Here is a 17,233-nt window from a genome sequence, read left to right on the forward strand (position 1 = left end):
GCGGTCACAGCATCGCAGCGTTGGGGCCGCCTCGGCGAGGTTGAGACTCAGCCGATGATTCAGACTCAGCGAGCGGCAGTGCCCTCGGTGTAGTCGTCGTCGGAGTCCTTGAGCCATGCGAACATCTTTCGCAGCTCGCGACCGGTGGACTCGATCGGGTGCTGCTCTTCCTTGGCGCGCAGCTCCTTGAACTCCGGTGCGCCGTTCTTTTGGTCGTTCATGAAGCGCTCGGCGAACTTTCCGTTCTGGATGTCGTCGAGGACGCCCTTCATGTTCTCCTTCACCTCGGGGGTGATGACCCGCGGGCCGGAGACGTAGTCGCCGTACTCAGCGGTGTCGGAGCAGGACCAACGCTGCTTGGCGATGCCGCCCTCGACCATGAGGTCGACGATGAGCTTGAGCTCGTGGAGGACCTCGAAGTAGGCGATCTCGGGCTGGTAGCCGGCCTCGGTCAGGGTCTCGAAGCCGTACTGGACGAGGTGCGAGACACCGCCGCAGAGCACGGTCTGCTCACCGAACAGATCGGTCTCGGTCTCCTCGGTGAAGGTGGTCTTGATGCCGCCGGCGCGCAGGCCGCCGATGCCCTTGGCGTAGGACAGCACGGTGTCCCAGGCCTTGCCGGAGGCGTCGACCTCGACGGCGACGAGCACGGGCACACCGCGGCCGTCGACGAACTCACGACGAACCACGTGGCCGGGGCCCTTCGGGGCGACCATGATGACGTCGACGCCCTCGGGAGCCTTGATGTAGTCGTAGCGGATGTTGAAGCCGTGGATGAACACGAGGGTCTTGCCGGGAGCCAGCTGATCCTTGATCTCGTTGTTGAAGATCTCGGCCTGAACCTGGTCGGGAGCGGCGATCGTGATGACATCGGCCCATGCGGCCACCTCGGCGGGGGTGCCGACCTCGAGGCCCTCGGCCGTGGCCTTGTCGCGGCTGGCCGAGCCTTCCTTGAGGCCGATGCGGACTTCGGCGCCGGAGTCGCGCAGGCTCAGCGAGTGGGCGTGGCCCTGGCTGCCGTAGCCGATGACGGCGACCTTCTTGCCCTGGATGATCGACAGGTCTGCATTGTCGTCGTAATAGCGTTCTGCTGCCATAGTTCTAGCTCCTTCAGATTACGGGGTGATGTCCCCATTGTTTCACAGTTCGGTACTGCTGTTCACGTATTGAGATGAGCGGGGTTCCACAAGTTGGAACGCGAAATCAGCCACGCAGTGCGCGGTCAGTGATCGACTTCGCCCCGCGGCCGATGGCCACGGTTCCCGACTGCACGATCTCCTTGATCCCGAAGGGTTCGAGGACCTCGCGCAGGGCTTCGACCTTGCCGAGCTCACCGGTGGCCTCGATGCTCACGGAGTCGGGTCCGACGTCGACGATCTTCGCCCGGAACATCTCCACCGCCGAGGCGACCTGCGGCCGTGTCGCCGCGTTCGCCTTGACCTTGTAGATGATGTGCGCTCGGCGCACCGAGGACTCGGGTTCGAGTTCGACGATCTTGATGACGTTGACGAGCTTGTTCAGCTGCTTCGTCACCTGTTCCAGCGGAACGTCGTTGACGTCGACGACGACGGTGATCCGGCTCAGCTCCTCATGCTCGGTCACACCGACGGCGAGGCTGTGGATGTTGAAGCCGCGGCGGGCGATGAGCCCGGTGAACCGAGTGAGCACGCCGGGTTTGTTCTCGACCAGGACAGAGAGTGTGTGTCGGCTGCTGTTCATTCCAGGCCTCCTTCGATCTGAGCCACGGAACGCACCGTGCCGTCTTCGTTCGCTCCGGCCTCGGCGATGGCGGCCTCGGCCTCCTCTTCGCCCTCTCCGTCGAACTCGGGACGGATGCCGCGGGCATACTCGATCTCATCGTTCGACACGCCTGCCGCGACCATCGGCCACACCATCGCATCCGGTGGGACCGTGAAGTCGAGGACGACCGGTCGGTCATTGATCGACAGCGCCTTCTCGATCGCGGCGTCGACATCCTCGTTGCGGTCCACGCGGATCGCCTCACAGCCGTAGGCTTCGGCCAGTTTGGCGAAGTCGGGGATGCGGATCGTCTCGTGACCGGTGTTGAGGTCGGTGTTCGAGTAGCGGCCGTCGTAGAACAGGGTCTGCCACTGGCGGACCATGCCCAGCGACGAGTTGTTGATGATCGCGACCTTGATCGGAATGTTGTTGAGCGCGCAGGTGGCCAGTTCCTGATTCGTCATCTGGAAGCAGCCGTCACCGTCGATCGCCCACACCACACGGTCGGGCTGGCTGACCTTCGCACCCATGGCCGCGGGCACGGAGTAGCCCATGGTGCCGAGTCCGCCGGAGTTCAGCCAGGACTTGGGGCGTTCGAATTCGATGAACTGAGCCGCCCACATCTGGTGCTGCCCCACGCCTGCGGCATAGACCGCCTCGGGGCCGGTGAGCGCGGAGATCCGGGAGATGACGTACTGCGGATCGCACAGTTCGCCGTGCGTCTCATAGCCGAGCGGGTAGGTCTGCTTGAGACGGTTGAGGAAGCGCCACCACGGTTCGCGCTGGCGCTCCAGAGCCTTGGGGAACTTGCTGCGCATCTCTGCGAGCATCTCGGCGAGCACTTCGCGGGCATCGCCGACGATGGCGACATCGACCTCTCGGTTCTTGCCGATCTCGGCCGGGTCGATATCGGCGTGGATGACTTGGGCGTTCGGGGCGAACGAGTCCAGCTTGCCCGTCACGCGGTCGTCGAAGCGGGCACCGATGGCGATGAGCAGGTCGGCCTTCTGGAATGCAGTGACGGCAGGTACGCTGCCGTGCATTCCGGGCATGCCCAGGTGCAGCTGGTGCGAGTCGGGGAAGGCTCCGCGCGCCATGAGCGTGGTGACCACGGGGATGTTCGTGGCCTCTGCCAGGCGGAGCAGCTCCTTCTCGGCTTCCGAGCGGATGACTCCGCCGCCGATGTAGAACACCGGGCGCTGAGCCTCGGACATCAGGCGTGCGGCCTCGCGGATCTGCTTGGCGTGCGGCTTGAGGATGGGGCGGTAGCCGGGCAGCACCGGCTCTTCCGGCCAGACGAACGGGGCGGTGCCGGTCTGCGCATCCTTGGTGATGTCGACGAGCACGGGGCCGGGACGGCCGGTGGTCGCGATGTGGTGGGCGTTGACGAGCGCCGCCGGAATGTCCTCGGCACGGGTGACGAGGAAGCTGTGCTTGGTCACCGGCATCGTCATGCCGACGATATCGGCTTCCTGGAAGGCGTCGGTGCCGAGCAGCGATGAGGCCTGCTGACCGGTGATTGCGAGCATCGGCACGGAGTCCATGTGCGCATCGGCCAGGGCCGTGATGAGGTTCGTCGCCCCCGGGCCCGAGGTGGCGATGCACACGCCGAGCTTGCCCGATGCGGCCGCATAGCCTTCGGCCGCGTGGCCGGCGCCCTGCTCGTGACGGACGAGGATGTGACGGATCTTGTCCGTCTCGAACAGCGGGTCGTAGGTGGGAAGGATGGTGCCGCCGGGAAGCCCGAATACCGTGTCGACCTCGAGCTTCTCGAGGCTGCGGACGATCGCCTGTGCGCCGGTGAGGATTTCCGGCCCGGTGTTGCGGCGAATGCTGGACGGTGTGGCTGTGACCGGTGCGGACGCGGGTTGAGTGCCCGTGTCCTTCGCGGTCGAGGGCTTGGCTGCCATCGATTCCTATCCTTCCTGGGTTTCCTTCTCATCTCCGCATTAAAAAAGCCCCTCCGGATTCGGTAGGGGCGCGCGGAACGTGTCGTCTCGACAGGCTACGGAAGATCCGCGCGCTGGGTAATAACGACGACAAGAAGGTGAGTCATGCCTCAATAGTTCCCCGCAGCACTCGAGGGTGTCAAACCTCGCAAACGTTCGTCCCGACATTCGAGACCGATGATGGTTGCCAGGCGAGACTCGCCGAGGCGGCCGAGCGTCCCCATTCCCCACCGCCGTTCCGCACGACCTCGATATTCAGCGCACAGAGAAAAGGGAAGCCTGTTTGCCGGATTCGTGGAATAGATCACAGTCTGCGACTAGGCTGGATTCTCGTGCGCCCCCTCCTCCGTTTCTGGCCTGACCTCCGCTCCCGCATCGGCGTGTACGTCCTCGTGCTCGTCCTCACTCTCCTGGCCAACGGAATCCAGCTCATCGTCCCCGTGATCACCGGTTACATCGTCGACGGGCCCATCGCCCACCGCGATCTGTCGGGCTTGTGGCTGCCCGTCCTCGGGGTGCTGCTCATCGGCATCGCCGAGGCGGTCGGAATGTGGGCCAGGCGCATGGTCGTCGCTCCCGTCGTCTCCCATTGGGAAGTGACGTGGCGGTCGCGCCTGTTCGATCGTCTGCAGTACACCTCAGTGGCGATCCACGATTCGTGGGAGTCCGGCCAGCTCCTCTCCCGCGCGGTGAATGATCTGTCTCAGCTGCGTCGCTTCTTCGCGTTCGGGCTGCCGTTCCTCCTCTCCACCCCGATCGTGCTCGCCGTCGGGACGGTGATGCTCGTGATCATGCAGCCCGTGTTCGGTCTCATCATGATCATCATGGCGGTGCCGGCGATCATCGCGGTCGCCGTCTTCGAGAAGCACTATCGGGAGACCTCCCGCCGGTCGCAGGACACCATGGGCGAACTGACCACCGACGTCGAGGAGTCCATCCAGGGCATCCGGATCCTCAAGTCCTTCGGCCGCTCCCCCTGGGCCGCCGAGCGCTTCTCCCAGATCTCGTCCCGGCTGAAATCCTTGGAGATCCGCAAAGCGAAGCTCGACTCGTGGCTGTGGAGTGTGCTCCTGCTGCTGCCGACCCTGGCTCAGGCCGCGATCGTCGCCGTCGGCACGTTGGGTGTCATCGAGGGCTGGACGACGATCGGCACGGTCGTGGCGGCCGTGACGATCTCGATGGTGCTGCGGATGCCCATCGAGATGCTCGGCTTCCTGCTCGCCGATGCGCTCATGGCGCTGACCGCCGCAGGACGGTACTGGGAGGTCATCGACATCCGCCATGACATCACCGATACCGACGGCGGTGTCGACGATGCTCCCGAAGTCGGGCACTACCGCGGGAAGCTGTGCTTCGACAACGTCGATTTCCATTTCTCTGATACCGAGCGACTGACCCTGCGCGGTCTCGATCTCACCATCGAGCCCGGTCAGACTCTCGCTCTCGTCGGGGCAACCGGCTCGGGGAAGACGACTCTGGCGTCTCTGGTGCCCAGGCTTCAGGACGTCTCCGCCGGCACGGTGAGCATCGACGACGTCGATATCCGAGACATGCCGGTCAACGAGCTGCGTCACCTCGTGTCCGTATCCTTCGAGGATCCGATCCTGTTCTCGACTTCCGTGGCCGAGAACGTCGAGATGGGTTCCCCGGGCGCGGGCGAGGAAGAGATCTGGGAGGCACTCGAGATCGCGGCGGCGAAGGATTTCGTCTCCCGACTGCCCGATGGTCTGGACACGCAGGTCGGCGAACAGGGACTGTCTCTGTCCGGCGGTCAGCGTCAGCGCCTCGCTCTGGCTCGTGCTGTCATCGGGCGTCCGCGCATCCTCGTCTTCGACGATCCGCTCTCGGCCGTCGACGTCGACACCGAGGATCGGGTGCAGCGGGCCCTGCGGGAGATCCTGCCGGATTCGACGACACTCATCATCGCCCACCGCCCGTCCACAGCGGCATTGGCCGATGTGGTGGCGGTGCTCGACGAGGGCCGGATCGCAGCGCTCGGCACCCACGAAGAGCTGCTCGAGTCCTCGAAGCTCTACCGCGAACTCATGGGGGCGAGCGCGAAAGCCGATGCGCACACGTATCCGGGGGCGGCCGCCCCGGCGAAGGAAGGAGGGACACCATGAGCATGCCGCGTCTCGACAGCGACGACGAGATCGAGTCGCTGCCGCCGGACATTGCGAAGAAGGCCCGCGCCCTGCTGATGTCGCTGGTCAGGCCGCATCTGGCGATGGCCGTCTTCCTCGCCGTCATCGTCGTACTCACGGCTGCGCTGATGGTCATCGGGCCGGTGTTCATCGCTGATGCCCTCGATCGAGGTGTGCCCGCAGCCATCGACGGCGATATGGATCCCCTGATCCGGGCGGTCACGCTCTTCGTGGTCTCCGCTATCGCCTCGGCGATCTTGGCGTTCACGTCGACCAGGCTCGTCGGGATCACCGCTCAGCGGATCCTCTTCACCCTGCGCGAGCGGGTCTTCACCCATGTGCAGCGTCTTGACCTGGGTTATCACGAGAAGTCGACCTCGGGTCGGCTCGTGTCCCGGCAGACCTCGGACATGGAATCGGTGCAGCAGTTCCTGTCGTATTCGCTCTTCGACACGGCGCTGGCGGTGCTGCAGATGCTCTTCATCGCCGTCACGCTCGTCGTCCTCGATGTGCCGCTGGCGATCGTCGTCTTCGCTGGATTCGTGCCGCTGTTCTTCATCACGAAGGCCGCGCATTCGACTCAGCGCAGCGCCTACCGGCGCACGCGGACATCGATCGCGAAGGTCATCGTCCACTTCGTCGAGACGATGGGCGGCATCCGGGCTGTGCAGGCGTACCGGCGTCAGCCCGAGCGGCGCGGGACGCTGAGCGATCAGGATTCCCGCTACCGGGATGCGAACACGGATGCCCTGCGCGGGGTGGCCTGGTTCGCCGGGTGGACGCGGCTGATCGGCAACGTCACGCAGACGGTGATCATCGTCATCGGTGCGTGGCTCGTCATCGAGGGGTGGACGCAGATCGGCGTGCTCGCGGCGTTCATCCTCTACCTGCGTCGTTTCTACGGCCCTCTTGATGAACTCGTACAGGCGTTCAATCTCTACCAGTCCGCCTCGGCGGCGTTGGAGAAGATCGCGGCGGTGCTCGACACCGACCCCGAGGTGGTCGAACCGACCCAGCCGCAGGCTCTGCCTGCGCACGCGAACGGTGACGCGGCTGCCAGCGGTCGCGCCCTCGACCTCGACGAGGTCCGCTTCGCCTACGCCGACGGTCCCGACGTCCTCCCCCGCTTCGATCTCCGCATCCCCGCGGGGCAGATCGTCGCGCTCGTCGGTGCCACTGGCGCGGGCAAGTCGACCCTGGTCAAGCTCGTCACCCGCTTCTACGATCCAAGCGTTGGACGAATCACCCTCGACGAGGTGGATCTGCGTGACCTCGACGATGCACAGCTGCGATCGTCGGTCGTCATGGTCACCCAGGAGGCGTTCCTCTTCGCCGGCACCATCGCCGACAACATCCGCATCGGCAATCCAAGTGCCGGCGATGACGAAGTCGTGGCGGCTGCGACCGCAGTCGGCTTGGATGCGTACATCCGCCGACTGCCCGAGGGCTATGCCACGGATGTGAAGAAGCGCGGCGGCCGCTTGAGTTCGGGCCAGCGTCAGCTCGTGTCCTTCGCACGGGTATTCCTCGCCGATCCGGACGTCGTCGTCCTCGACGAGGCGACTGCGCACCTCGACATCCCGTCCGAGCGGCTGGTGCAGAACGCTCTGGCCACGGTGCTCGAGGGCCGGACAGCGATCATCATCGCCCACCGCCTGTCCACTGTCGAGATCGCCGATCGCGTGCTCGTCATGGAATCCGGTCGGATCATCGAGGACGGCACACCCGACGAACTCATCTCCGGCACAGGGAAGTTCGCACAGCTGCATCAGGCCTGGCGCGACTCACTCGTGTGAGGTCCTCCCGTCCTCCTGCCGCTCGTCGTCACCAGCTTGGTCGACTCAGCAGTTCCAGCAAAGTATGTTGCTGTATATAAGACGAGTCGAATCGACGAGGAGGACACCCGTGAACTCCGAGGCACAGAACGAGACCGAAGCAGCGGCCGACATCGACGATGTGGTCGGGATCGACAGCGATGCCGAGATGAGCAGCCGAACGGAGGAGCGTCGGATCATCGGCGACGCCATTGCCCGTGGCGGTCAGGTGACGAGGTGGACCGCGGCGATCATCGCCCTGCTCTTGATTGCCTCGGGACTGTGGTGGGCAGGAATGCTTGTGATGGTCGCAACGACATTCGATCTGCCACGCCACGCGGTCCAAGGCTATGCGCGCAAGCGTGGAATCGAGCTGGACGTTCCTTCCATTGATGAGACCGAGAAGACGTCCTGGTTCGGGTTGATCATCGGAGTGGTCTTCTTCCCCGCCCTCTGCGGACTCATCGTGGCCGAGGCGAAAATCGGCCACCCCCTGCTGCCGTGGTCGTGGAGGACTCCCCTCTACGACTCGGAGGACTTGTACATGGTTATGCCGATGGCCTTTGCCGGCTTGGCCATCACTGTCTCCTGGCTCATTCGCCGACGACGAGCGGCACGAACCGGTACCGGCCGTGACGAGTGATCGTCAGCTCGTCGGAGTCAGGACCGTCTCGAACGACGCGGAGCATCTCCCCTGCGACGGGAATGACCATGGTGGCGCCGACGGTCAGCTGATCGACGAGCTGGTCGGGCAGTGATTCTGCCCCGGCGGAGACGAGGATCCGGTCGAACGGTGATTCAGCCGGGAGGCCGAGGGCACCTGTAACGGCTTCGTGGATGGCCACCTCGGCGAGGGTTTCCCGGTTTTCGAACTCAGCGGTGACGGATTTCAGTGCCGCCCGCGAGGATTCGACGAGCTCGGAATGCCGTTCGACCCCGAGCACCTGCCCGGTCGGCCCGACGAGGACGGCGAGCAGCATCGAGGTCCATCCGGATCCTGATCCGAGGTCGAGGACGGTGTCCCCCGGCTGCGGATCGAGGAGTCGGAGCATGTCAGCGACGGTGCTCGGCTGCGAATTCGTCTGCCCGCGCCCGATCGACAGGGGCACGTTGTCGGAGGCATTCTGTCGTTCCGCCACCGGCAGGAAGGGTTCGCGCGGAACCCGGGCGAACGCCTCGGCGATTCGGTCGTGCGTCGCATCCGATGTCATTGCTCCTCCGTTCTACCACGGTCTTCGTTACCTTCCCATTGTGCCGATCCGCGCTGAGGGCACAATGGCGCCACCGAGTATCGTTGTGCCGTGACTCAATCTGATCTCAGCCGCGCCCAGGGCCTCATCACTTCGATTCCCGACTATCCCGAACCGGGAGTCGTCTTCCGCGATATCTCCCCGCTGCTCGCCGATGGTCCGGCGATGCGGGCAGTCACCGAGGCGCTCATCGAACCTTTCGCGGGTCAGTTCGATATCGTCGGCGGGCTCGAGGCCCGTGGCTTCCTCTTCGCGGGTGCCATCTCAGCGATGACGGGAGTCGGAATCCTGCCGATCCGCAAGGCCGGAAAGCTCCCTCGGCCGGCGGCTGCTGTGTCGTACACGCTCGAATACGGCACTGCCACGATCGAAGGGCCTGATGTCCTGGAGAAGGGCGAGCGCGTCCTCCTCATCGATGACATCCTCGCCACCGGCGGGACGCTCACCGCCGCTCAGTCCCTGGTCGCGGATCTCGGCGCCGAAGTCATCGGCTCAGCCGTCGTCCTTGAGCTCACCGCGCTCGGCGGACGCGAGCATACGGGCGAGGTTCATACTCTCTTCACGGAGTGAGGCGCCTCAGCCGATTCGGATGAGAGCGTCGCCGGCATCGATCGGCCCCGCCTCGGTGAGGGTCAGGTTTTCGGCGTCGGCTTCGAGGACGACGACCGGAACGACCACGGACTTCTCCGCCTCCCGGGCGGCGGCCAAGTCCCAGACGACGATCTCTTCGCCGGCCTCGACCTGCTGCCCGGCCTCGGCACGGAGCGTGAAACCCGCTCCCTTCAGGTGAACGGTGTCGATGCCCAGGTGAACGAGCACACCCTGATCGGGTCGGTGGGAGATGACGAAGGCGTGGGGCTTGAGACTCGTCAACTTTCCCGCGACAGGAGCCGTGACCGTCAGGGTCGCGGCCTCGCCGGGGTCGATGGCCGCTCCGGGGCCGACGAGCGCTTTTGCGAAGACGGGGTCGGGAACCTCCGTCAATGGGATCACCGTGCCGGTGATGGGTGCAGCGATCGTGACTGCCATAGTCAGCAGGCCGCCTTTCTCCACAATCAGTTGTACTTCGCCTAGACTGACCTCAGACTACAGACAAGGATCACTGTCGACCAGCAGATGCTCATCGGCGAGCAGAGGAGACGAAGACGTGACTCAGCCCATGAGGTCTTCGATGTCATCGACGAGGTTGTCGGCCTCCGGACCGACGACGACCTGGACCGCGCTTCCCTGCACCACCACGCCGAAGGCACCGGCTGCCGTGAGCGCCTGTTCGTTGACGAGAGAGTCATCGTCGACCTCGACGCGCAGGCGAGTGATGCACGCTTCGATGTCGTCGATGTTGTCGGCACCGCCCAGTCCGGCGAGGATCTGTGCTGCTTTGTCCATGTCTGTCACCTTCATCTCCGGCGACCACGCGCCGGCGTCGATTTCACGTTCTGCGATCTGCGTCACAAGTCTACGGCGACTCGTGACCGACAGCCCCATTTCCGAGGAGGAAACCGATGACCACCGCATCCGCTGAGGCACCGAAGAAGCGCAAGAAGGCGATACCAGGGTTCGCCCAGCTCCAACGCGTCGGACGCTCCCTCATGCTCCCGATCGCCGTGCTTCCGGCCGCGGCCCTGCTCATGCGCTTCGGCCAGCCGGACATGCTCGGCGCCGACGGACTCGGCCAGTTCGCGGACTGGCTGCTGCCGGTGGCGACGGTCTTCGCGGCCGCAGGTTCGGCTCTGTTCGACAACTTACCGCTGATCTTCGCCGTCGGTGTGGCCATCGGCTTCGCGAAGAAGGCCGACGGCTCCACGGCACTGGCAGCCGTCGTCGGCTATATGGTCCTCACCGGAGTCTTCACCGCCATGGCTCCGGGCTTCGGCTCGGACAACGGTGAGGGCGAGAACGTCATCAACTTCGGAGTGCTCGGCGGAATCGTCGTCGGCATCATCACCGCGCTGCTCTATCAGCGCTATCACCGGATCAAGCTGCCGACCTACCTGGGCTTCTTCGGCGGTCGCCGTTTCGTCCCGATCGTGACTGCGGTCGCGTCGATGGTCATCGCCGTGATCATGGCTCTCATCTACCCCGTCTTCGACGCCCTCATCAACAAGGGCGTGGGCGGCTTCCTCATGGAGCACGGAGCCAACCCGGGCACAGGCTTCGTCTTCGGCACCATCAACCGTCTCCTCATCCCCTTCGGACTGCACCATCTGCTGAACAACCTGCCCTGGTTCCAACTGGGTTCGTGCACCACCTCCTCGGGGGACACCGCACACGGCGACATCACCTGCTTCTTCTCCGGTGTGGACGGCACGGCCAACTGGACGGGGTCATTCATGACCGGCTTCTTCCCGATCATGATGTTCGCGCTGCCGGCCGCGGCCCTGGCGATCTATCGCACCGCCCACCCGAAGCGCCGCAAGGTCGTCGGCGGCATCATGCTCTCAGTGGCGCTGACCGCCTTCATCACCGGAATCACGGAACCGCTCGAATACGCCTTCGCCTATGTCGCATTCCCGCTCTACGCGGTCCACGCCGTGCTCACCGGCACATCACTGGCGTTGGTGAATGCGCTCGGCATCAAATCCGGATTCGGCTTCTCGGCCGGTGCGCTGGACTATCTGCTCAACCTCGGACGAGCGTCGGAACTGTCCGGCGGCATCGGGCCGGTCCTGCTTCTGCTGGTCATCGGCCTGGCCTATGCCGTCATCTACTACTTCCTGTTCCGGTGGGCGATCATCAAGTTCAATCTGCACACCCCGGGCCGCGAGGACGAGACCGACACCGGCACCGGTGCTCCTTCGGTCTTCGACGAAGCCCAGATCGCCGCCGAGGAATCCACGGGCAAGAAGCGCGCACAGGACGAAGGGCGGAGCTGACACTCACTGGCACGTGTCGTACAGAGCTCGCAGCTGATCCTCAACCGTCTGCGCCCCTGTGGTGGACTGCGAGTCTGGTTCATCGCCATAGTCGCATCCGCCCACATTGACCCACCCTGGATTCCACTGATTGTTCGGCCCCGCGTTGAGAGTCCAGTGGAAATCCCAAGACTGAGTGTTGACAACGTCAATGCGTTCGATTTTGCCTCTCAGCTGACTGACCGCTTCTGGTCCGTCAGGGATTTCAACAAAATAGCTCGACACCTGGTCGTCTTCGATCCTGATCTCATCATTCTGGTCAAGGATCGGGCTGATTGCAGTCTCCAGACGATTCTGCGCCTGCTCTGAGAACGGGAAGTCCACATTCCACTCAGCCTGGGACGGAGCTCTGGTCCTCAGCTGGAAGTCCTCGGCGCCGAGCTCTGTCCGTACCGCACTGAACGTCCGGAAGGGGTCAGCCTGCGCATCTCTCAGTTCCAACGAGTCTTCGAAGGTACTCTGCTCCGACTGTTCAATCCATTCGATTCGATCGGCGGACAGTAATGTAGCGAGCATAAGAAGATGCGACGTTCGCTCCGCCATGATGTCACTACTCGTGTTATCTCTGATATCAAGTTCCTGATCCGAAACCAGGAGCGTGAGCTCCTGGTCATAACGATCGAATTCCGGGCCGGTCTCCTGATCGAACGTGGCGGCCACCTCGAGGGCTTGATTGTGTGTCGCATCGGTGGACATTGTGACGGTGTGCGCCAGCAACCGACCCGAATCGAAGCCGTTCTGGTAAACAGTGCTGACATCTTCGACCCCCGCCTTCGTCGACAGCACCGCGCCGATGTCATGCGCACGGTCGCTGAGATCTGGTCCGAAACACCCAGACAGCCCGACCGCCGCAACAATGACGGCAGCGACAGACGCGATCCGGCGGCGATAATGCGCTCTTCGTTCCCCCATGCCTCGAACCTATCGGTCACACGCTCGCTTCCACGGTCACAACGTGTGCCAGTCTCGACACCGATCGCTCGTGGCGGCATCGAAAAATGAAGAAACAGAGAGAAATAGGGAATGATCGCCAACGACCCTGTCGTTATAGAGTCGCTCGGGGATCACCTTCAGATTCCCGACTTCGCGGAGACATCCAACAAGGACGTCCCGCAGATCATTCCAGCCCCGTGACGAAAGGCGGCACCATGACGGTTCCCACACTCACTCTCAACGACGGCAAGACGATCCCGCAGCTGGGATTCGGCGTCTTCAAGGTCGATCCCGACGAGACCGAACGCATCGTCACCGACGCCCTCGAGGTCGGCTACCGCCACATCGACACCGCTGCCGTCTACGGCAATGAGGAAGGCGTGGGACGGGCCATCGCGAAGTCCGGGATCGCCCGCGATGAACTCTTCGTGACGACCAAGCTGTGGAACGATCGCCACGGTGCGGAAGAATCCAAGCGGGCCCTCGGCGAATCCCTGGAGAAGCTCGGCCTCGACCGCGTCGACCTCTACCTCATCCATTGGCCGACCCCTGCGAACAGGAACTCGGTCGAGACCTGGGAGGCCTTCCCCGGCTACCGCGATCAGGGCCTGACCACCTCGATCGGCGTGTCGAACTTCGACCACCGCTTCCTGCCGGAGATCCTCGACACGGGCATCATCCCGGCCGTCGACCAGATCGAGGTCCACCCGCAGTTCCAGCAGGTCGAGACCCGTCCGCTGCTCGCCGAGCACGACATCAAGATCGAAGCCTGGGGTCCGCTGGGCCAGGGCAAGGTCGACTACGCGAACACCGTCATCGGTGAGATCGCCGCCGCCCATGAGAAGTCCTGGGCTCAGGCGATCATCCGCTGGCACCTGCAGAAGGGTCACGTCGTCTTCCCGAAGTCGAACAACCGCGACCGCATGGAGCAGAACTTCGACGTCTTCGACTTCGAACTCACCGACGCCGAGGTGGCAGCCATCGACGCGCTCGAAAACGGCGGCCGCGTCTCGGCCGATCCCGCCGAGGTGAACTGACCCGTTCAGGTTCGACCAAAACCTCGCCGAGGCGGCCCACCCCGACCAACGATCGTGACCGACGTGGCCGGTTGGGCAGTCAGGTCGACCAATGACGAAGCCGCCGGAGAGTTCCGACTCTCCGGCGGCTTCGTCGTTCTGTCACGCCACCGTCCGGCCGTCGACGCCGAGGACGACGGCGTCGATGAGCACCGGTCCGCCGGCCTGCAGCGCTTCACGGTAGGCGGTCTCGAACTCCTCTCGGGTCGTGGTCCGGCTGGCCGGGACTCCGTACCCCTGCGCCAGCGACACGAAGTCGATCGTGCCCAGAGTCAGCCCCGGGGTGTCAGGGACGCCCATCCGTTCGGCGAATCCGGAGAGCGCACCGTAGCCGGAGTTGTTGACGATGACGAAGATCGTCTTCGTGCCCAACTGGGCGGCCGTGTACAGAGCGGTGAGTCCGTAGTTCGCGGAGCCGTCGCCGACGGTGGCGACAATGGTCTTCTCCGGATCGCCGATCGCCAAACCCAGCGCGACCGGCAGCCCGAAGCCGAGCCCTCCCGAAGCCGGGAAGTGGTACATTCCTGGCCTGTCGATGACGATCCGCTCGAGGTAGTCGAGGTCGAGGGTGGTCGTCTCATTGACGTACACGACGCTGTCGTCGACATGATCGTTGAGCACGGCGAGCACCTCGGTGCCGGTCATTCCCTGCTCTGACCGCGGCGGGGAGGTGACGATTCGAGACCCACGGTCGCCTCGGCGAGTTCCTCGATCCGTCGTCGCTGCCGCGAGGTCGGCGAGCGCGGTCGCGACGTCCGCGACGACGGCGCGGCCGAACGGTGCCCGTGTCGCCTCCCGCGGGTCCTGGGTGATCTGGATGACCTCGGTGCCCGGCTCCAGATAGTTCGCCGGCTCCCAGCGGTGGTACCGGAACGTGGCGGCTCCCATGACGAGCACGACGTCGTGGCCGGAGAGCCGGTCGCGCACCGATCGGATGCCCGGAACCAGGACGCCTTCGAAGTTCGGATGAGTCGTCGGGAACGGGCACCGCGTCGGTGAGGGTGCGACGTAGACGGAGGCGTTCAGGCGTTCGGCCAGCACCATTGCGTCCTCGTAGACCGTCGGATCACCCACTGCGGCGGCATCGACCTGCGGGCCGAGGACGAGGGCAGGGTTCTGTGCCCCGTCGAGGACGCCCGTGAGTTCGCGGCGCAGCGACTCCGGCATGGTTCCCGCCGTCGTCACCGAACGCTTCGCCAACAGTGCGTCGTCGGGTAGTGCCGGTTCGTCCCAGTCATCGAGCGGAACGGACACATAGACGGGACCACTCGGCTGGGTGGTTGCCTCGAGTGCCGCCTGCGACAGCGTGCGCGGCACGTCGGTGGCCGACAGCGGCTCGTGTGAGTACTTCACCAGCGGGGCGGGCAGCGTCGAGGCATCGACGCTGGCGAGCATCGTCTCCTGACCGACGGTGCGGCGCACCTGCTGACCTGCGAGGACGACCAGCGGAACGTGGCCGTAGTGGGCGTTCGTCAACGCACCCATGCCATTGCCCGACCCCGAGGCGGCGTGCAGATTCACCAGCGCCGGCCCTCCCGTGGCCCGTGCAAATCCTTCGGCCATACCGACGACGACCTGCTCGTGCAGACCGAGGACGAACCGGAAGTCGGTGCCCAGTCCTGCGAGGAACGGCAGTTCGTTCGAGCCCGGATTTCCGAAGATCGTCGTCATCCCGTGGGCGCGGAAGACTTCCAGACTCGCGTCGAGGACTGTCTTCTCTCCGTCGTCTCTGTCGGATTGGTCGGCCATTGTGCCTCTGCTTTCGTTCGTGGTGCGCTCGCGGAGGGGCCGGGTTGTGTGGCGCCTCTCTCGCCTCACCATATCCGTTGGCGCATCAGCCCAGCACGCGGATCGGCTCTCCCGCGATCCAGGCTGCGATGTCCTCGACTGCCTGGGTGAAGAAGACCCGATAGGTGTCTTCGGTGACGTATCCCAGGTGCGGGGTGAGCACGGTGCGCGGTGTGCTGCGCAGGCGATGGTCGACCGGCAGCGGCTCTTCGTCGTGGACGTCGAGTCCCGCGCCCCGGATCCCACCTGCTTCCAGCACGGTGATGAGTGCGTCGGTGTCGACGAGTCCGGCGCGCGAGGTGTTGACGAGGATGCTGTCGGGCTTCATCGTCTCAAGTTCGGCGGCTCCCACGAGTCCTCGGCTGCGGTCGCTGAGTTTGTAGTGGATCGTCACCACGTCCGCGGTGGAGAACAGCTCGTCCTTGCTCACCGCGCGCACGCCCAGGCCGTCTGCCCGTTCCGCGTCGAGGTTCTGGCTCCACGCCACGACGTCCATGCCGAAGGCAGCACCGACCCGCGCGACCTTCGTTCCCAGACGTCCCAGACCGACCACGCCGAGGCGGTGCCCATCGAGGTCTCCCCCGACGGTCGACTGCCAGCCGCCGCCTCGGACAGCGGCGTCCTCGGCCGGGATGCTGCGCAGAACGGAAAGGATGAGTCCCCAGGTCAGCTCCGGTGTCGCCGAGGTGGTCGACTCGGTTCCGCAGACCACGATCCCCTGCGCACGCGCCGCCTCCACGTCGATGGAGGCGTTGACCCGTCCCGTGGTCACGAGCAGACGGAGGTCCGGCAGCCGTTCCAGCCGGCCGGCGGTGAAGGCGGTTCGCTCCCGCATCGCCACAGCCACCTCGGCGCCGGAGAGGACCTGCACCAGGTCATCGTCGTCGACGATGTGACGATCGATGAACTCGACCTCGGCGTCGAGACCGCTCCAGTCCGCGAACTTGCCTGCCACCTGCTGATAGTCATCGAGAACGACGATGCGCATTGTGTTCCTCTCCTGAAGTCGTGTGACCTACATCCTAGAGCCGATAGGCTGGGCTGGTGAGTGCACCGATCATCCTGAGACAACGCAGCGGCCCCATCATCACGGTCATCGTGTGGGCGTTCCTCGCTTTCCTCCTCGGCGACGCGCTGCTGCGCGGGGCGTGGGACACCGTCGGCCGTTTCGGTCCAGGACTCGTACTCATCGGCTGGCTCGCGTTCATCGTCCTCTGGCGGCCGGCTCTCGTCGTCGGAACCGACGAGGTGGAGGTCAGGGAGATCCTGCGTACGACGACGGTGCCGTTCACCCGAATCCGTGATATTCGGCTGGGTTCTGTCGTGACGATCGAAACCGACTCGGCGGATGGGGTCGAACGCACCATTCGACCGTGGAACGCCCCCGGAATGCCGCGACGGAAGATCGATTCCGGACTGACCGGCGGAACGCGACCGGAGTCTCTGGACAATCACCCCGCGTTCGAGCTGCTTCGTCGATGGGAGCATGCTCAGGCCCATGCCCCTGGAACGGCTGTGCGAAGAGGTCCGTCCGGCGTTGCCGAGGACGTCAGCACTCGATGGAGCCGGGGCGTCATCAGGGTGACTCTGGTGCTGGTGCTCCTGGTGGCAGTCGGACTCGTCTGAA

Annotated in this window: 16 protein-coding genes; 7 read left to right on the top strand and 9 right to left on the bottom strand. The window is 64.7% G+C overall.

All coding sequences use genetic code 11. The features are described 5' to 3' along the window. Positions 1-65: 65 nt before the first annotated feature. The 3 genes from ilvC to AC3CD9_RS09020 form a co-directional block, all read right to left on the bottom strand. Complete coding sequence (ilvC, locus tag AC3CD9_RS09010) at positions 66-1,097, bottom strand: ketol-acid reductoisomerase (RefSeq protein ID WP_101544534.1); 1,032 nt, start codon at positions 1,095-1,097, stop codon at positions 66-68. Between the two features lie 106 nt (positions 1,098-1,203). After that, positions 1,204-1,719 (bottom strand): acetolactate synthase small subunit, encoded by a 516-nt coding sequence (gene ilvN, locus AC3CD9_RS09015; RefSeq protein WP_139468869.1) that lies wholly within the window; start codon positions 1,717-1,719, stop codon positions 1,204-1,206. Next, positions 1,716-3,650, bottom strand: a complete 1,935-nt coding sequence (locus AC3CD9_RS09020) for an acetolactate synthase large subunit (RefSeq protein ID WP_488367308.1) — start codon at positions 3,648-3,650, stop codon at positions 1,716-1,718. Before AC3CD9_RS09020 ends, ilvN begins: the two co-directional genes overlap by 4 nt. A gap of 371 nt (positions 3,651-4,021) precedes the next feature. On the opposite strand from AC3CD9_RS09020, the gene AC3CD9_RS09025 reads away from it, so the two are divergent. From AC3CD9_RS09025 to AC3CD9_RS09035, 3 genes are all read left to right on the top strand, one after another. Further along, positions 4,022-5,812, top strand: coding sequence for an ABC transporter ATP-binding protein (locus AC3CD9_RS09025; protein WP_488367309.1), 1,791 nt, complete (start codon positions 4,022-4,024; stop codon positions 5,810-5,812). Then, the gene (locus AC3CD9_RS09030; RefSeq protein WP_488367310.1) at positions 5,809-7,629 is read left to right on the top strand and encodes an ABC transporter ATP-binding protein; all 1,821 of its coding nucleotides are present in this window, start codon (positions 5,809-5,811) and stop codon (positions 7,627-7,629) included. The genes AC3CD9_RS09025 and AC3CD9_RS09030 overlap by 4 nt, the downstream gene beginning before the upstream one ends. Before the next feature lie 109 nt (positions 7,630-7,738). Then, positions 7,739-8,290, top strand: coding sequence for a hypothetical protein (locus AC3CD9_RS09035; RefSeq protein ID WP_488367311.1), 552 nt, complete (start codon positions 7,739-7,741; stop codon positions 8,288-8,290). Here the strand turns inward: AC3CD9_RS09035 and AC3CD9_RS09040 are convergent. Beyond that, positions 8,241-8,858: a protein-L-isoaspartate O-methyltransferase family protein gene (locus AC3CD9_RS09040; RefSeq protein WP_488367312.1), complete on the bottom strand. Its 618-nt coding sequence runs from the start codon at positions 8,856-8,858 to the stop codon at positions 8,241-8,243. The two genes, AC3CD9_RS09035 and AC3CD9_RS09040, sit on opposite strands and share 50 nt — an antisense overlap. A gap of 90 nt (positions 8,859-8,948) precedes the next feature. Here AC3CD9_RS09040 and AC3CD9_RS09045 point away from each other — a divergent pair, with 90 nt between their 5' ends. Next, on the top strand, positions 8,949-9,467 hold the full coding sequence (locus AC3CD9_RS09045) for an adenine phosphoribosyltransferase (protein ID WP_488367313.1): 519 nt from the start codon (positions 8,949-8,951) through the stop codon (positions 9,465-9,467). Between the two features lie 6 nt (positions 9,468-9,473). Here the strand turns inward: AC3CD9_RS09045 and AC3CD9_RS09050 are convergent, their stop codons facing one another. Continuing rightward, positions 9,474-9,926, bottom strand: a complete 453-nt coding sequence (locus AC3CD9_RS09050; RefSeq protein ID WP_488367314.1) for a PTS sugar transporter subunit IIA — start codon at positions 9,924-9,926, stop codon at positions 9,474-9,476. 123 nt (positions 9,927-10,049) lie between these two features. Beyond that, a complete protein-coding gene (locus AC3CD9_RS09055) occupies positions 10,050-10,298 on the bottom strand; it encodes a PTS sugar transporter subunit IIB (protein ID WP_082019017.1) in 249 nt (82 codons plus the stop codon). 101 nt (positions 10,299-10,399) lie between these two features. Between AC3CD9_RS09055 and AC3CD9_RS09060 the strand changes: the two genes are divergently transcribed. Beyond that, positions 10,400-11,770, top strand: coding sequence for a PTS transporter subunit EIIC (locus AC3CD9_RS09060; protein ID WP_488367315.1), 1,371 nt, complete (start codon positions 10,400-10,402; stop codon positions 11,768-11,770). Positions 11,771-11,773: 3 nt separating this feature from the next. Here the strand turns inward: AC3CD9_RS09060 and AC3CD9_RS09065 are convergent, their stop codons facing one another. Further along, entirely contained in the window at positions 11,774-12,721 is a 948-nt protein-coding gene (locus tag AC3CD9_RS09065; protein WP_488367316.1) for a hypothetical protein, read from the bottom strand. 236 nt (positions 12,722-12,957) lie between these two features. Here AC3CD9_RS09065 and AC3CD9_RS09070 point away from each other — a divergent pair, with 236 nt between their 5' ends. Further along, complete coding sequence (locus AC3CD9_RS09070; RefSeq protein ID WP_488367317.1) at positions 12,958-13,779, top strand: aldo/keto reductase; 822 nt, start codon at positions 12,958-12,960, stop codon at positions 13,777-13,779. A 141-nt stretch (positions 13,780-13,920) separates the two neighbouring features. Here the strand turns inward: AC3CD9_RS09070 and mdlC are convergent, their stop codons facing one another. After that, on the bottom strand, positions 13,921-15,567 hold the full coding sequence (gene mdlC / locus AC3CD9_RS09075) for a benzoylformate decarboxylase (RefSeq protein ID WP_488367318.1): 1,647 nt from the start codon (positions 15,565-15,567) through the stop codon (positions 13,921-13,923). Between the two features lie 85 nt (positions 15,568-15,652). Then, positions 15,653-16,594, bottom strand: coding sequence for a D-2-hydroxyacid dehydrogenase family protein (locus AC3CD9_RS09080; RefSeq protein ID WP_488367319.1), 942 nt, complete (start codon positions 16,592-16,594; stop codon positions 15,653-15,655). Between the two features lie 56 nt (positions 16,595-16,650). On the opposite strand from AC3CD9_RS09080, the gene AC3CD9_RS09085 reads away from it, so the two are divergent. Continuing rightward, a complete protein-coding gene (locus tag AC3CD9_RS09085; protein ID WP_488367320.1) occupies positions 16,651-17,232 on the top strand; it encodes a hypothetical protein in 582 nt (193 codons plus the stop codon). The last annotated feature ends 1 nt before the right edge of the window (position 17,233 follow it).

This window comes from Brevibacterium sp. MGP-B1 (assembly GCF_057766545.1).

What these genes read in the sequence shown, in the direction of transcription:
- AC3CD9_RS09070 (WP_488367317.1), top strand. Translation starts at nt 12,958, where the DNA reads ATGACGGTTCCCACACTCACTCTCAACGACGGCAAGACGATCCCGCAG.
- AC3CD9_RS09030 (WP_488367310.1), top strand. Translation starts at nt 5,809, where the DNA reads ATGAGCATGCCGCGTCTCGACAGCGACGACGAGATCGAGTCGCTGCCG.
- AC3CD9_RS09065 (WP_488367316.1), bottom strand. Translation starts at nt 12,721, where the DNA reads ATGGGGGAACGAAGAGCGCATTATCGCCGCCGGATCGCGTCTGTCGCT.
- AC3CD9_RS09060 (WP_488367315.1), top strand. Translation starts at nt 10,400, where the DNA reads ATGACCACCGCATCCGCTGAGGCACCGAAGAAGCGCAAGAAGGCGATA.
- AC3CD9_RS09080 (WP_488367319.1), bottom strand. Translation starts at nt 16,594, where the DNA reads ATGCGCATCGTCGTTCTCGATGACTATCAGCAGGTGGCAGGCAAGTTC.
- AC3CD9_RS09040 (WP_488367312.1), bottom strand. Translation starts at nt 8,858, where the DNA reads ATGACATCGGATGCGACGCACGACCGAATCGCCGAGGCGTTCGCCCGG.
- mdlC (WP_488367318.1), bottom strand. Translation starts at nt 15,567, where the DNA reads ATGGCCGACCAATCCGACAGAGACGACGGAGAGAAGACAGTCCTCGAC.
- ilvN (WP_139468869.1), bottom strand. Translation starts at nt 1,719, where the DNA reads ATGAACAGCAGCCGACACACACTCTCTGTCCTGGTCGAGAACAAACCC.
- AC3CD9_RS09055 (WP_082019017.1), bottom strand. Translation starts at nt 10,298, where the DNA reads ATGAAGGTGACAGACATGGACAAAGCAGCACAGATCCTCGCCGGACTG.
- AC3CD9_RS09050 (WP_488367314.1), bottom strand. Translation starts at nt 9,926, where the DNA reads ATGGCAGTCACGATCGCTGCACCCATCACCGGCACGGTGATCCCATTG.
- ilvC (WP_101544534.1), bottom strand. Translation starts at nt 1,097, where the DNA reads ATGGCAGCAGAACGCTATTACGACGACAATGCAGACCTGTCGATCATC.
- AC3CD9_RS09020 (WP_488367308.1), bottom strand. Translation starts at nt 3,650, where the DNA reads ATGGCAGCCAAGCCCTCGACCGCGAAGGACACGGGCACTCAACCCGCG.